The organism is Methylosinus trichosporium OB3b, assembly GCF_002752655.1.
GTDB classification, from domain to species: Bacteria; Pseudomonadota; Alphaproteobacteria; order Rhizobiales; family Beijerinckiaceae; genus Methylosinus; species Methylosinus trichosporium.
Genome location: NZ_CP023737.1, coordinates 315,745 through 329,591 on the forward strand (window position 1 = coordinate 315,745; position 13,847 = coordinate 329,591).

General features: G+C 62.4%; 12 protein-coding genes and 1 pseudogene. 10 read left to right on the forward strand and 3 right to left on the reverse strand.

Annotated elements, in window-relative coordinates; translation table 11 throughout:
• Nucleotide 1: 1 nt before the first annotated feature.
• Nucleotides 2-469 (forward strand): response regulator, encoded by a 468-nt coding sequence (locus tag CQW49_RS01565; RefSeq protein WP_003610752.1) that lies wholly within the window; start codon nt 2-4, stop codon nt 467-469.
• On the opposite strand, the gene CQW49_RS01570 is transcribed toward CQW49_RS01565, so the two are convergent.
• Entirely contained in the window at nt 463-816 is a 354-nt protein-coding gene (locus CQW49_RS01570) for a hypothetical protein (RefSeq protein ID WP_003610751.1), read from the reverse strand. The two genes, CQW49_RS01565 and CQW49_RS01570, sit on opposite strands and share 7 nt — an antisense overlap.
• Before the next feature lie 181 nt (nt 817-997).
• Between CQW49_RS01570 and CQW49_RS01575 the strand changes: the two genes are divergently transcribed.
• From CQW49_RS01575 to CQW49_RS01585, 3 genes are all read left to right on the forward strand, one after another.
• Nucleotides 998-1,267 carry a DUF1153 domain-containing protein gene (locus CQW49_RS01575; protein ID WP_003610749.1) on the forward strand — a complete coding sequence of 90 codons (270 nt, stop codon included), beginning with the start codon at nt 998-1,000 and terminating at the stop codon, nt 1,265-1,267.
• A gap of 934 nt (nt 1,268-2,201) precedes the next feature.
• Entirely contained in the window at nt 2,202-6,113 is a 3,912-nt protein-coding gene (locus CQW49_RS01580; RefSeq protein WP_244593408.1) for an RHS repeat-associated core domain-containing protein, read from the forward strand.
• A gap of 11 nt (nt 6,114-6,124) precedes the next feature.
• Nucleotides 6,125-6,532 (forward strand): hypothetical protein, encoded by a 408-nt coding sequence (locus CQW49_RS01585; RefSeq protein WP_003610746.1) that lies wholly within the window; start codon nt 6,125-6,127, stop codon nt 6,530-6,532.
• A gap of 211 nt (nt 6,533-6,743) precedes the next feature.
• On the opposite strand, the gene CQW49_RS01590 is transcribed toward CQW49_RS01585, so the two are convergent.
• Nucleotides 6,744-7,172 (reverse strand): UPF0158 family protein, encoded by a 429-nt coding sequence (locus CQW49_RS01590; protein ID WP_003610744.1) that lies wholly within the window; start codon nt 7,170-7,172, stop codon nt 6,744-6,746.
• A gap of 200 nt (nt 7,173-7,372) precedes the next feature.
• On the opposite strand from CQW49_RS01590, the pseudogene metG reads away from it, so the two are divergent.
• The 6 genes and pseudogenes from metG (at nt 7,373) to mazG (ending at nt 13,422) form a co-directional block, all read left to right on the forward strand.
• Nucleotides 7,373-8,922, forward strand: a pseudogene (gene metG / locus CQW49_RS01595) (methionine--tRNA ligase).
• Nucleotides 8,923-8,936: 14 nt separating this feature from the next.
• Nucleotides 8,937-9,443, forward strand: coding sequence for a hypothetical protein (locus tag CQW49_RS01600; protein WP_003610740.1), 507 nt, complete (start codon nt 8,937-8,939; stop codon nt 9,441-9,443).
• Between the two features lie 15 nt (nt 9,444-9,458).
• On the forward strand, nt 9,459-10,304 hold the full coding sequence (locus tag CQW49_RS01605; protein ID WP_003610738.1) for a TatD family hydrolase: 846 nt from the start codon (nt 9,459-9,461) through the stop codon (nt 10,302-10,304).
• Complete coding sequence (locus CQW49_RS01610) at nt 10,301-11,095, forward strand: MBL fold metallo-hydrolase (protein ID WP_003610737.1); 795 nt, start codon at nt 10,301-10,303, stop codon at nt 11,093-11,095. Before CQW49_RS01605 ends, CQW49_RS01610 begins: the two co-directional genes overlap by 4 nt.
• 581 nt (nt 11,096-11,676) lie before the next feature.
• Entirely contained in the window at nt 11,677-12,342 is a 666-nt protein-coding gene (locus CQW49_RS01615; RefSeq protein WP_003610736.1) for a cold-shock protein, read from the forward strand.
• A 267-nt stretch (nt 12,343-12,609) separates the two neighbouring features.
• Nucleotides 12,610-13,422 (forward strand): nucleoside triphosphate pyrophosphohydrolase, encoded by an 813-nt coding sequence (gene mazG, locus CQW49_RS01620; RefSeq protein WP_003610735.1) that lies wholly within the window; start codon nt 12,610-12,612, stop codon nt 13,420-13,422.
• Between the two features lie 97 nt (nt 13,423-13,519).
• Here mazG and CQW49_RS01625 read toward each other — a convergent pair whose 3' ends face one another.
• Entirely contained in the window at nt 13,520-13,846 is a 327-nt protein-coding gene (locus CQW49_RS01625) for a DMT family transporter (protein ID WP_003610734.1), read from the reverse strand.
• Nucleotide 13,847 lies beyond the last annotated feature (1 nt).

Genomic DNA, 13,847 nt, shown 5'->3' on the forward strand with positions numbered 1-13,847 from the left:
AATGCCCCCTGTCGAGACGAACAACCGCGCTTGCCGGGTTTTGATCATCGAGGACGACCAGGACGACGTCTTCTTGTTCAAAAGAGCGCTCGATTCGGCGCGCGCCATTCTCGATCGCGAGATCGAATGCGAGCAGGTGGACAATGGCTTGGACGCAATCTTCCTGGTCTCGCGCGAGGAGATCACCGACAAGCTCCCGGATGTGCTGGTGCTCGACCTCAACATGCCGCGGCTCGACGGCGTGAAATTCCTGAAGTCGCTGCGCCGCTCGCTGCTGCTCAAGGATCTGCCGGTCTATGTGCTGACCACCTCGACCGCGCCGGCGATCCACGAGGAGGCGATGCGCGCCGGCGCCGACAAGGTGTTCGTCAAACCCAACGACGCCGAGGCGCTGCTCGCCATCGCGCTGGAGATCGTCGGCGCCGCCATGGCGCGCCGGTCCTCGGACGGATCTGCCGCGGCTCAGTAATACCAGAGGCCGTTGTGCAGCCCGCGCGGCGAGGGCGGCGGCGCCTCCTGCTGCTGTTGCGGCGGCTGGCCGTAATTCCACTCGCCGACGACGGCGCCGGAGTAGAAATCCGCAGGGCGGCCCGGCGCGTAGCCGGGAACGACATCGGCGCCATGATAGCGCCGGCGCGGTTCGCGGCGCCGGCGCCGCTCGGGCGCGGGCGGAGCCTGATCCTGCGGCTCTGCCAGCGTCGGATCGACCGGCGCGCCGCTGGCGCCCATGGCGTCGGCCATGCCGTCCTCCGCGGCGGCGGAAGAGGCGGCGAGAAGCGCGGCGAATGTCGCCGCGATCAGCGTATTCTTGAGCATGGGAGACGCCTTTCCTGCGCGTTTCGAGATCATCTTAGACGATCGCGAGACGACGCGAGCGCAGCCGTTGGTCTTGGTTAAGCTTTCTCCTCGCTTAAACGAATCTTCACCATTGACGAAAATGATCAGCCGATTGAAAGGCTCCGCGATGTCATGCGGAGCGAAGGCGCGGAAGGACGGCATGACGACGTTTCCTCCGGCCGGCGCGGACGACGCCGGCGTTGAAGAGCTATCGGCTCCGCCGCCGGCGCCGACGCGATGGGTGATCCGCCGCAAGGCGGAGGTGGTCGAAGCGGTGCGCGACGGCCGCCTCTCGCTGGAGGAGGCCTGCCGGCGCTATGCGCTGACGGTCGACGAATTCGACCGCTGGCGCCAATTCATCGATCGCCACGGCCTGCCGGGCCTGCGGGCGACGCGAGTCCAGCACTATCGGCGCGCGGCGCCGCGTTAGGCTCTGCGCAGCCGTGAGCGTCCCCGCGGCCTCGAGAGGCGCGGGTGGGGCAGGGGTCGGGGACGCTCCGGCCCCGTTCGGCCGGTTGCGTGAAAGATGTTGCGCCGGGTCCGGAGCGTCCCGCAACGCGGTCGTCGTCCTCGTCGACATCCCGAGGCGTCAGCCGAACCCGCGAATCCTGGGGTTTCTCGATCAAGACGCGATCGAGTCCGGCGGCCTGGGATCACGAGCGGTTCTCGTTTCCCCCTGTGGACGTCTGTGGACGGGAGAAGAACGCCGCCCGGCGACGCGCATCCTGTCCGCGGACGGGGGTCGCCGTCCGGGATGGAGCCGCCCCCCGCCCGCGTTTCCCTGACCCGGGGAACGCCCCTTTGTGGGCGGGAGCGGGGTGGAGGATAGGAATATTTTCAGGAGGAGTCAAGAGGCGGACCGGATCACATCAAAATAGCCTGCCGCGTACATAGGGCGCTTCGCCCTTGGGCGAAGCGAGCTGAAATGTCCCGACGCACTGACTTCAGACATCAGCCGCTCGAGGAGGACGGACGAGCGCCAACCTGGAAAGATTTGAAACTTCGCGTCTACGCCTTGACTGTAGAGCGCTAACGGGTTCAAAAATCGAATATCGATCTGGAAGAAATTTGCGCGGCAGATCGTGGATTTTGGAGGCCACATATCATGAGAAATAAGAGGTTTCTCGTCGCCACAATCGTCGGTCTGATCCTTTCGGGGTGGAATTTCACAATCCCAACGCGAGGCTCTGGGCATGAGTGGTTCGCAATGTCGATGGCTTTCGGTCAGGCATGCGTCCCGCCCGTTTGGGAGCCCGATTGTCTTCCGATGATCGACGTAGGCGGGGCACAGGTCAACGTCGGAGAGAACTCAGGAAATCCGAGCGATTTGTTCGCTTGGTGGTGGGGGGGGCTTCGGCAACGGGATCGGCGGCGGCGGATTCGGAGCGACGGGTGGCGACGTAGCGGGCGCCGGGAGTCGAAATAATTTCGATCGTTCCCAGAACCAAGGCGACCGCGCCGATATTTGTGTCGGTGATCCGATCAATTTTGCCACCGGTAGCCAATTTGAAAAGGAGACGGATTATTCGGCGGCCGGACGTCTACCTCTCACGTTGATTCGTTACTACAACAGCATGGACCCGAGTGGACTGCATGAGCTGGGGAGAAATTGGCACCTATCCTATAGCCGCTCTATCGCTGTCAATGGGGCCACTGCCGCGATAACGCGCGATGATGGTCGAGTGCTCACTTTTACTTCATCGAACGGTACATGGACGCCCCCGCTCTACGCAAGCTACAGCCTGTCGTCGACGTCATCCGGCTACACGTTGATAACCGATCTGGACGAAACGGAAACATACAACAGCGCTGGAAAGCTGCTCTCCTATTCAGATCGCGGGGGGCTTAAGATTACCCTTGTTTACGACGGTCAGGGGCGCGTCTCCACCATTAAAGACCTCTTCGGCCGCACGATGACATTCTCCTATAATTCGGGTTCTTTGATTTCCCGCGTGCAAACGCCCGACGGGAATCGCTACGATTACGGCTATAACGCCGACCAGCGGCTCACTTCGGTGACGTTTCCTGACGGGTCAGTCCGACGATATCTTTATGAACGCAGTGGCCAACCCAACTCATTGACCGGCGTCGTCGACGAGAACAACATACGCTATACTACAACTGAGTATGATGATTCTGGGCGCGCTGTTTCCTCTCAACACGCTGGCGGAGCGGATCGCTATTCGGTTTCCTACGACAATTTGAGTTCGACCGGCGTCGTCGATGTCAAGATGCCGCTCGGTGGCTCGCAGAAATATACACTCAAATCCGTCAACGGGCTCGCCAAGCAGATCGAGCAGTGGCGTGGCTGCGCGGAATGCTCTCCTAATGGCTCCAGCGGGCAAAGCAATGCCAATGTCTACGACAGCAACGGAAATGTGAAGAGCTATACAGACTTTAATGGTAACAAAACGACTGCAATCTACGACCAGTCGCGCAACCTGCCGACGTCGGAGACACTGGCTGCCGGAACGCCGGTTGCTCGCAGCATCACGACCACTTGGCACTCGAAATTCCGCCTGCCGACGAAGATCGTCGATGGCGCGCGCACCTTTACCTATTCGTACGATGCGGCCAAGGGCGTTCTGCTGACAGCGGCAGTTGCAACATCGACCTCTTCGAGCACGCGCACCTACGCCTATAACAACGTCGGCCAAGTGACATCCGCAACGGACCCGAGAGGTCGTGTGACGGGCTACGCGTATGACGCCATGGGCAATCTCAGCAGCGTGACCAATGCGCGCGGTCACACCACGGCTTTCACGAGCTACGACGCCAACGGCCGGCCGCTGACAATCCAAGACCCCAACGGCGTCGTCACAACGTTGACCTACAATTTCCGTGGGCAAATCACCTCGAGCATCAAACTCGGGCAGTCGACGACCTACACCTATGACGCGACCGGCCAGTTGACCAAGCGTCGAGAGCCGACTGGCGCTACGCTTTATTTTGGTTATGACGCAGCACACCGGCTCACAAGCGTTCGCGACGGCGCCGGCAACAAGATTGTCTACACGCTCGATGCTGCAGGAAATCGGATCGGTGAAGAGGCTTTCGATCCAAGCGGCGTGCGGGTCCGCAAGCATAATCGCGGCTATGATGGTCTCGAACGCCTTTCACAGGACGTCGGCGCCTATGAACAGACATCGATGTACGATTATGATTCCAACGATAATACTGTTGGCATACAAAATCCGAACGGTAATGTGACGGCTTTCACTTATGATGCGCTCGACCGACTTTCGAAGAAAACATATCCGCTGAACGACGTCTTCAGCGGAGGCGCCGGCACAATCGTCTTTGCGGACATTCTGTATGCCTATGACGCCAACGGTCGCCTCGCCAGCGTGACCGACCCTCGCGGGCTGACCACGCGCTACACGAACAATTTGCTCGATCTGCCGGACGCGATCGCCAGCCCCGACACGCGACTGACCTCCAAAACCTATGACGCCGCCGGCAATGTGCTGACCTCGACCGACGCCCTCAGCCAGACGACGACCTATCTCTACGATCAGTTGAGCCGACTGGTGAAGACGACTTATGCAGACGGTTCCATAGCGACCTACGTCTATGATCAAGGCGACTATGGGATCGGTCGTCTCACCTCTGTAACAGATTCCACTGGAACAACCAGCTTCGCCTATGACGCCTTCGGCCATGTCGTGCAGAAGACGCAGACCATTGGCGCCGTCACGCTCACGTCGAAATGGTTTTATCACGCGACCAACGGACGCCTCATCGGCCACACCTATCCGTCGGGCTTCAAGCTCCTCTATTCCTATGACAGCGCCGGACGCGTCAGCGCAATTACCCTCCAGCGGCCGGATGGAACACAGTCGACACTGATCGGCGCGATCTCCTATGGCCCGTTCGAGACCATCACATCCTGGAATCCGAATGTTTCAGGCGGCGGCTCCTATATTCGCAGCTTCAATGCTGACGGCCGCATCACGAACATCACCTCCTCGACCGGCAACAAGCTGACCTATACCTATGACGCAGGCGGACGGATCAAGTCGATCTCGGAGAGCAATCTCGCAGTCAAGAGCTTCTACTATGACCGCAATGACCGCCTGATACGCTATGCCCGCGCCTCCAACTCTATCCTGTATGACTATGACAATGCCGACAATCGCACCTCGGCTGGCGGCTCTGTCTATACGATCTCGACGACGGGCAATCGCATCGCCAGCATTGTTGCCGCCGGCTCGAGCACGATACAATCCTTTAGTTGGGATGCCGCCGGCGGACTGAGGACCCACGCCAGCGATTTCACCTTGGGCTATGACAAGCGCAATCGGCTGGTGCAGGCCAAGGTCGGCGCGCTGACCACGAAATATGGCGTCAACGACCTCGGCCAGCGCGTGACGAAGAGTGGGGCGAGCGGACAGGTCGAATATTTCTACGACCTATCGAGCCATGTCATCGGGACCTATGACCAGAGCGGCGCGGCGAAGGAGGAGATCGTCTGGCTCGGCGATCTGCCGGTGGCGACGCTGCAGAGCGGCGCGGCCTATTTCATCATGCCGGATCAGCTCGGCGCGCCGCATGAGATCGTCAATGCGGCAAACGCCCGAGTGTGGTTCTGGGACCATGACCCGTTCGGCAATGGAGCGCCGACGGCGACCGCGGGCTTTTCGCATGATTTGCGCTTCCCGGGCCAGATCTACGACGCTGAGACGCGCCTGCACTACAATGGATTTCGCGATTATTCGCCGACGCTCGGCCGATATGTTCAGAGCGATCCCATCGGGCTGGCTGGAGGAATCAATACATATAATTATGTAAACAGCAATCCGCTTTCAAATATTGACTCGTCTGGATTAGAGACTCTTGTGATAACGAGTGGAGGAATTTCCTCAAACCCATTTGGGCACTCCGCACTTGCATTTACTGGACAAGGTGTTTACAGTTACGGCACTGCTGATCTTTATGGCTCTAGTACTACAGCTTATATTCAGGGGCAGTTGGTTAGCCGTAGCGTTACCATTACCACGCTCAAAACGACATCCGAGCAGGAGGAGAGCATGGCAAACTATTACAAGCAAAACTACGGGCGTGGTACAAAATACTCGGTGATATCAAATAACTGTGCAAATGCAGCCGCAGGTGCATTAAGCGGCGCTGGCGTAATAGGTCCCCTTTTTAGTACTGCGCTAATGCTTCCTTACGACCCTCAGCATTGGGCTTCGCAACAATTAGGCTCCGTTACACAAACACTGGCGCAAGGCAGCGCGCTCCCATCTGGATTTGATGCATTTAACCCTCGATAGGAGCGTATCTAATGAGTCTTTTTTTTAAACTCGGCATGCTTGGTTTGCTTTTATCTGGAGCTATGTACTATTGTTGGAAGTTGTTCGGGGTTGATGGCGTAACCGATCAAAAAGCCACATATGCGGCAATGCAGGGAGTCGAGCTTTTTTACCGAGACAAAGTTATCGCGCCCCCCTTTCTCGTTGAACAAAACGGCCTACGCTTGCTCGCTATCCCTTCTGAGGACGAAAAATTCCCTTATATTTGGATTGCCCTGAACCGTAAAAGCCCCACCGATCTAGACGGCGTATATAAAGTTGGCGCTGGTCGTCCAAAGAAAATAAGCTGTGCCAAGATCGCTAGCGTTTTCGATCAACCGGGCATATCGGAAAGCGCGAAAGCTTTCTTGCGGACCAACTGCTCCGAGAACGATTTCTGAGTTTGATCGATGGTGTTAGCTGATCTAGAACCGGCTTAGTTCTACTGATTCACAACAAACCCGCGACCATCGGGGGGCCGTCAATGCGAGGCGCGCAGCGACAAAGCAATCCAGAGCCGCCGCGAAATATCGGAAGACGCGGCCCCTCGCCTCTGGATCGCTTCGCTCGCGATGACTGCTCGGGCGATTTCGAGCAAGCGGGCGGCGCCGCTCACTCGCCCTTGATTTCGATCCCATTCTCCTCGCACCACTCCTTCAGCGCCTGTTCCTGCGCCTTCGCCTCGAACGCGTGCCAGTCCTCGAGCGCGCCTCTGCGCTCCAGCAGACCCTTGAAGCGCCCATAGGCGCCCTTGCGGCGGAAGATGTCGCGAATATCGTCGTAAAGGTCCGGCAGGCGTTCGCGCGCGAAATCGAGCACGAGCTGCTTGCCGAGATCGAGCTGCCGTTTGCCTGGAATCGCCAGATATTTTTCCTCGTCGTCGAGGTCGTCGGGCAGCTCCTCGAAATCCTCGATATCTATGGAGCGCCAGTAGATCATGCCCGACTCCCGGCGCAAGAACGCCTCTGCGTCGCCGCCGCCGTTGGTGCTGACGAATTCATGGGCGAGAGTGAGTTCGTTCCAGTCGACGATGATAGGCATGGCGGGCGTTCCGAAGCTTCGGGGAGGGCGAAAGCTTCGCACGAGAGGGCAATCTGGTCGAGACGGCGGCGCTGCGAAGATGCGAGCCGGAGGCGCGCGGTCCGGGGCGGGGGCGCGATCTTCGCGTTCCGCCGTTCTCCGCGCTTTCGCGGCGCGGCAAAGCGCGCTAGACCAGCGGCATGGCCGAACGTCCGACATACATGATCTCCACCGCCATTCCCTATGCGAATGGCGCCCCCATATCGGTCACGCCTATGAGCGGATCGCCACCGACGCCTTCGCCCGCTTCAAGCGGCTCGACGGCTATGACGTGCTGTTCGTCACCGGCATGGACGAGCACGGCCAGAAGATGCAGCGCACCGCCGAGCGCGAGGGGCTGACGCCCCAGCAGCTCGCCGACCGCACCGCCGCGCAGTTCCAGACCATGGGCGAGACGCTGAACGCGCTCGCCGACGACGTCGTGCGCACCACCCAGCCGCGCCATGCCGCGACCGTGCTGGAAATCTGGCGGCGCATGGAGGCGGCGGGCGACATCTATCTCGCCAAATATTGCGGCTGGTACTCCGTCCGCGACGAGGCCTATTACGACGAGAGCGAGATCTCGGAGGTCGAGGGCAAGAAGCTCGCGCCGACCGGAACGCCGGTCGAATGGGTGGAGGAGGAGAGCTGGTTCTTCAAGCTCTCCGCTTATGCGGATCGGCTGCTCGCCCATTACGAGGCGCATCCCGATTTCATCACGCCGGACAAATATAAAAACGAGATCGTCGCCTTCGTGAAGCGCGGCCTCTCCGATCTCTCGATCAGCCGCACCACTTTCGACTGGGGCATTCCGGTTCCGGAGAAGCCGGAGACGAACGCCAAGCATGTGATGTATGTGTGGGTCGACGCGCTCACCAATTACATCACCGCGACCGGCTTTCTGACCGGGGAGGGGGATCGGACCCGCTTCTGGCCGGCGAACGCCCATGTGATCGGCAAGGACATCACCCGTTTCCACGCCATCTATTGGCCGGCCTTTCTGATGTCGGCCGGCGCGCCGCTCCCGAAGCAGATCGTCGTGCACGGCTTTTTGTTCAGCCGCGGCGAGAAGATGTCGAAATCGCTCGGCAATGTCGTCGATCCGATCGATCTTGCGACGCGCTATGGCGTCGACCAGCTGCGCTATTTCTTCCTGCGCGAGATTCCTTTCGGCCAGGACGGCAATTATTCGCACGAGGCGATCGTCAACCGCATCAACGCCGATCTCGCCAACGACCTCGGCAATCTGGCGCAGCGCTCGCTGTCGATGATCGCCAAGAATTGCGGCGGCAAGGTTCCGAGCCCGGGCGAATTGACCGAGGCCGACCGGGCGCTGCTGGCAGAGGCCGCGGCGGCGCTGGAGAAGGCGAGAGCGGCGATCGACGCCTATGCGCCGCATCTGGCGCTCGCCGAGATCTTCGGCGTTGTCGGCGACGCCAACCGCTATTTCGCCGGCGAGGAGCCCTGGACGAAGAAAAAGACCGATCCGAAGCGCATGGAGACCATCCTCTATGTGACGGCGGAGGCGCTGCGGCGGCTGGCGATTCCGCTGCAGCCGTTCATTCCGAGCGCGGCTGCGAGCCTTCTGAACCTGCTCGGCGTCGCCGAGTCGGCGCGCGGCTTCGCGTCGGCCGGCGAGACGCATGCGCTCGTCTCCGGCGCGCCGCTGCCGGCGCCGGCGCCCGTGTTTCCGCGTTATGTGGAGGAGGCCGAGGCGGGAGACAAAGGCTGAAGCGGAGGCTTGAAATGGGGAAGGGCCATTGGCGCGGGCTTCTCGGAGCGATGGCGGTCGTTCTCCTCGCGAGCGCAGCGCTCGCCGAGAGCTGGCGCCAATATCGTAACGCGCGGTTCGGGACGACGGCCGACGTGCCGGCGGATTGGACCATGGGCGAGGCGCCGGAGAATGACGACGGCCGCGTCTTCGCCTCGCCCGACGGACGCGCGCAGATCACCGTCTCCGGCGGCTTTCGGACCGATCAGAAGGCGCAGGAGTTCGCTGATCGGCTGGCGCCGGGCAAGGGCGAGACTGTCACCTATCGGCGGCGGGCCAAAGACTGGCTCGCGGTGTCGGGAACGAAAGGCGATCGAATTTTCTATCGAAAGGCGCTGCTCTCCTGTAATGGGACGGTCTGGAACAGCGTCGCCATCGATTATCCGGCGGCGCAGAAGAAGAAGCTCGATCCGCTGGTGACGCGCGTCGCGCGCTCGCTGCGCGCCGGGCCGGGCGATGCGCATATGACGGATTGCCCGTAACGAGGCGTTGGACGAATGCTCATCGACACCCATTGCCATCTCGACTTCCCCGATTTCGCTCCCGAACAGGACGAGGTCATCGCGCGCGGGCGCGCGCAGGGTGTCGCGCGCTTCATCACTATCTCGACCCATGTCGGGAAATACGCGGGGGTCCTCGCCGTCGCCGAGCGTTTTGAGGATGTGTTCTGCACCGTTGGCACGCATCCCATTCATGCGCATGAGGAGCCCGAGGCCAGCGTCGCCGAGCTCGTCGAGCTGTCGCGTCACGAGAAATGCGTGGGGCTGGGCGAGGCGGGGCTCGATTATTTCCACGACAAGGCGTCGCGCGATCTGGCGCATCGCGTGTTCCGCACCCACATCGCCGCGGCGCGCGAGAGCGGCTTGCCGCTTGTCATCCATGCGCGCGACGCCGACGAAGATTGCGCGGCGATTCTGCGCGAGGAAATGGGGAAGGGGCCCTTCCCGGCCCTGATCCATTGTTTCACCAGCACGCGCGCGCTGGCCGACACGGCGATCGAGCTCGGCCTCTCCATCTCCTTTTCCGGCGTCGTGACCTTCAAGAGCGCGCAGAATCTGCGCGACATCGCCCGCGACGTGCCGATGGAGCGGCTGCTGGTGGAGACCGACGCGCCCTTTCTCGCGCCGACGCCGCATCGCGGCAAGCGCAACGAGCCGGCCTATGTCGCCGATACGGCGCGCGTGCTGGCGGAGGTCAAGGGCGTCTCCTTCGAGGAGATGGCGGCGCAGACGACCGCCAATGCGCTGCGGCTGTTCGCCAAGATGACGCGGCCGCAGGAGGATGCGAGCCAGAAGGCTCGCGGTCCGGGCGCGGACCGCCAGTCCTCGCAGGCGGCCGAATGAGCCTCGTCGTCACCATCCTCGGCTGCGGGTCGTCGGGCGGCGTGCCGCGCGTCGGCCAGGGCTGGGGCGCGTGCGACCCGAGCAATCCGAAGAATCGCCGCCGGCGCTGCTCGATCCTGGCCGCGCGAACGACGGGCGAATCGCGCACCAATGTGCTCATCGACACGTCGCCGGATCTGCGCGAGCAATTGATCGACGCTGCGGTCGATCATCTCGACGCCATCTTGTTCACGCATCCGCACGCCGACCACACTCATGGCGTCGACGATGTGCGCGGGCTGGTGCTGGAGAGCGGCCGCCGCATTCCGGCCTATCTGGACGAGCCGACGGCGAAGATGCTGACCTCGCGGTTCGACTATATCTTCGAGACGCCTCCCGGCAGCTTTTATCCGCCGCTGCTCGACGAGCATCGCATCCATCTCGGCCGCGAGATCGCCGTCGACGGGCCTGGAGGCGTCGTCGAGGCCATGCCGTTCCGGCTCGATCACGGCGACATGGACGCGCTCGGCTTCCGCATCGGCGGACTGGCCTACACGCCCGACCTCAATTCGGTGCCGAAGGAGAGCTTCCGCCATCTCGAGGGGCTGGATGTCTGGATCATCGACGCGCTGCGCCACAAGCGGCACGGCACGCATCTCTCCGTCGGCGAGGCGCTGGAATGGATCGCCCATTTCAAGCCGCGCCGCGCGATCCTGACCGATCTGCATGTCGATCTCGACTATCACGCGCTCGCTGCAATGCTGCCGGAGCATGTGACGCCGGCTTATGACGGCCTGCGAATCGAGCTCTGACCGGCGGCGCCGCGCGCCAATCCTTCCTTATCCATGATTCGAGTCCGGCGGCGACGGCGCCGCCGGGCATGATAGCGTTCGGGGCCAGTTCGGAAACTCGAGCGGCGCGCCCGCCTCCGCCAACCCGCGTTTTTAGGTTCCATAATATCGATTATGCGAATCATATGCGCCCAGACGATTGATCCTGCGAGGACTTCTCCGATCGCTCGAAGGTCCCGCCCCTGTTGGACGCCGATCGGCTCGGCGAGCGAGCGACGAGCGCGCCGCCGGCGCCGCCGAGCCGCGCGATTATGTTCATAGAGGATTGAATTCAAAGAGAGCCGAGCCCTCGACCAAAAGCGGGGCTCGGGAAATTTCCGGCGTTCCGCGATTTCAACTAGCCAGGACGGTCGATTTTCTGGTAAAAAGGCCATTGCGCGGGACTATATGGCATTCAACTGGCACAGTTACCAACGCAGCGGATCCGGCTCTCCGATAGAGGCCGGCGGCTTCGCGCGTCGTCGGGGCTCCGGCCCCCGACGAGAGACCGTGCATGTGGCTATAGCGGTCTTCAGGCGGATGGCGGAGACGAGTACATACACATGAGCAGCAAAGGTCGAGATTTCCGGGGCCCCAGGAAGCGCGGGTTCGACGACGACGCCCCTTACAGCTATGACGCGCCGCGGCCGAGCCGGCCGCCGCGTTCGCCGTTCGGAGGCGGCGGTTTCGCCGATTCGGCGCCGCCCCCGACTGGCAACGAGCCCACCGTCGACGCCGTCGTCAAATGGTTCAAGCCCGAGAAAGGCTTCGGCTTTGTCGAGCTCGGCAATGGCACCGGCGACGCCTTCCTGCATATCGGCGCCGTCCAGGCCGCCGGCTATGACGCTCTGCCTCCCGGCGCCAAGCTGAAGGTCACCGTCACCAGCTCGGTCAAGGGCCAGCAGGTGTCGCGCGTGCTCGAGGTCGATCTGTCCAGCGCGACCAGCGAGCGAGCCCCCCCGTCACGCGGCGGCGGGTTCGATCGTCCGCCGCGCCGGCAGGCTCCCGATCCGTCGACGGCCGTGTCGGTGTCCGGCAAGGTCAAATGGTTCGACGAGACCAAGGGCTTCGGCTTCGTGCAGTCGAACGACGGCGGCAAGGACGTCTTCGTTCACATCTCGATCCTCGGCCCCTCCGGCGTCAATCATCTCGCCGAAGGCCAGCCGGTGACGATGCAGGTCGTCGACACCGCCAAGGGCCGTGAGGCCCTGTCGATCACTCTGGACTGATCGCGCGCCACGTCGAGGCGATAAGCCTCGAGACCGACAAGACGCTTCGGATTCGTTGGACGGGTCCGAGGCGCTGTCGTTGCAAGGCGGTTCGCCCCGGACCCTCGGACCGACTGCTGCCTTGGGCGGAAAGGCTTAAGGCGTCGTCGATGCCGACGCCGTCAGTCTAGAGCAAAAGCCCGCGCCTTTGCCAGTCATTCAACGCGCGCCCATGCGTCAAAACACCGCGCCGCCGCCTTTTTTCGTGAAGCACCGAAAGAGGAGCACATGACGCAGGACCGTCTCGCGCGTCTCCTCGACATTATGGCCGCCTTGCGGACGCCCGTGACCGGCTGTCCCTGGGACCTCGAGCAGAATTTCCGCTCCATCGCGCCCTACACGATCGAGGAGGCCTATGAGGTCGCCGAGGCGGTCGAGCGCGGCGATCTCGATGATCTGAAGGATGAGCTGGGCGATCTGCTGCTTCAGGTCGTGTTTCACGCCCGCATGGCCGAGGAGCGGCGCGCCTTCGCCTTCGGCGATGTGATCGACGCCATCGCCGCCAAGCTGGTGCGGCGCCATCCGCATGTGTTCGGCGACGCGACCGCGGCGAGCGCCGATGCAGTGGTGACGCAATGGAATGCGATCAAGGCGCGCGAGAAAGCGGCGCGCGCCGACGCCCGCGGCGAGGCCGCTGCGCCGAGCCGGCTCGAAGGGGTTCCGCTCGCTCTGCCCGCGCTTACACGCGCGGTCAAATTGCAGCGCAAGGCCTGCGAGGTCGGCTTCGACTGGAACGACGCGCGGTTGGTGCTGGCGAAAATTCGCGAGGAGACCGAGGAGGTGGAGCAGGAGTTGCTGGCCGGCGCGCCCTCGCCCGCTCTCACCGACGAGATCGGCGATCTTCTGTTCGCCGTCGCCAATCTGGCGCGGCATGTCGACGCCGATCCCGAGCAGGCGCTGCGCGGCGCCAACGCCAAATTCGAGCGGCGCTTTCGTTTCATCGAGCAGGCTCTGGCGGAGCGCGGCGGCGATCCGGAGAGCGCGACGCTCGACGAGATGGAGGAGCTCTGGCGGGCGGCGAAAGCGGCCGAGCGCGCATGAGCGCAGTCGCTGAGAACGCGCTCGAGATGCGAGCCTGAAGACTCGCGGTCCAACGCGCGCGACCCGAAGCTTGCGCACCCCGAATTGCTTTTTCCGCTCAATGCGCGCCGTTGGAGAAGAAGCCGAGCGTCACGACGCCGGCGACGATGAGGCCCATGCCGGCGAGCTCTCCGGCGTTCAGCGTCTGGCGAAAGGCGAACCAGGCGACGGCGGCGATCAGCGCTTGGCCGACGCCCGACCAGATCGCATAGGCGACCGCCACCGGAATGCTGCGCAGCGCCAGCGACAGCAGGAAGAAGGACACCCCATAGCCGATCACGACGATGATCGAGGGCAGGAGCCGCGAAAACCCTTCGCTCGATTTCAGCGCCGACGTCGCCGCGACCTCGGACAAAATGGCGACCGCCAGAAAAATGCGATCCATC

Bases quoted from the DNA above. Each gene is read 5' to 3' on its own strand.
- CQW49_RS01585 (WP_003610746.1), top strand. From the start codon at position 6,125: ATGAGTCTTTTTTTTAAACTCGGCATGCTTGGTTTGCTTTTATCTGGA.
- CQW49_RS01565 (WP_003610752.1), top strand. From the start codon at position 2: ATGCCCCCTGTCGAGACGAACAACCGCGCTTGCCGGGTTTTGATCATC.
- CQW49_RS01600 (WP_003610740.1), top strand. From the start codon at position 8,937: ATGGGGAAGGGCCATTGGCGCGGGCTTCTCGGAGCGATGGCGGTCGTT.
- CQW49_RS01570 (WP_003610751.1), bottom strand. From the start codon at position 816: ATGCTCAAGAATACGCTGATCGCGGCGACATTCGCCGCGCTTCTCGCC.
- CQW49_RS01610 (WP_003610737.1), top strand. From the start codon at position 10,301: ATGAGCCTCGTCGTCACCATCCTCGGCTGCGGGTCGTCGGGCGGCGTG.
- CQW49_RS01575 (WP_003610749.1), top strand. From the start codon at position 998: ATGACGACGTTTCCTCCGGCCGGCGCGGACGACGCCGGCGTTGAAGAG.
- CQW49_RS01615 (WP_003610736.1), top strand. From the start codon at position 11,677: ATGAGCAGCAAAGGTCGAGATTTCCGGGGCCCCAGGAAGCGCGGGTTC.
- CQW49_RS01590 (WP_003610744.1), bottom strand. From the start codon at position 7,172: ATGCCTATCATCGTCGACTGGAACGAACTCACTCTCGCCCATGAATTC.
- mazG (WP_003610735.1), top strand. From the start codon at position 12,610: ATGACGCAGGACCGTCTCGCGCGTCTCCTCGACATTATGGCCGCCTTG.
- CQW49_RS01605 (WP_003610738.1), top strand. From the start codon at position 9,459: ATGCTCATCGACACCCATTGCCATCTCGACTTCCCCGATTTCGCTCCC.
- CQW49_RS01625 (WP_003610734.1), bottom strand. From the start codon at position 13,846: ATGGATCGCATTTTTCTGGCGGTCGCCATTTTGTCCGAGGTCGCGGCG.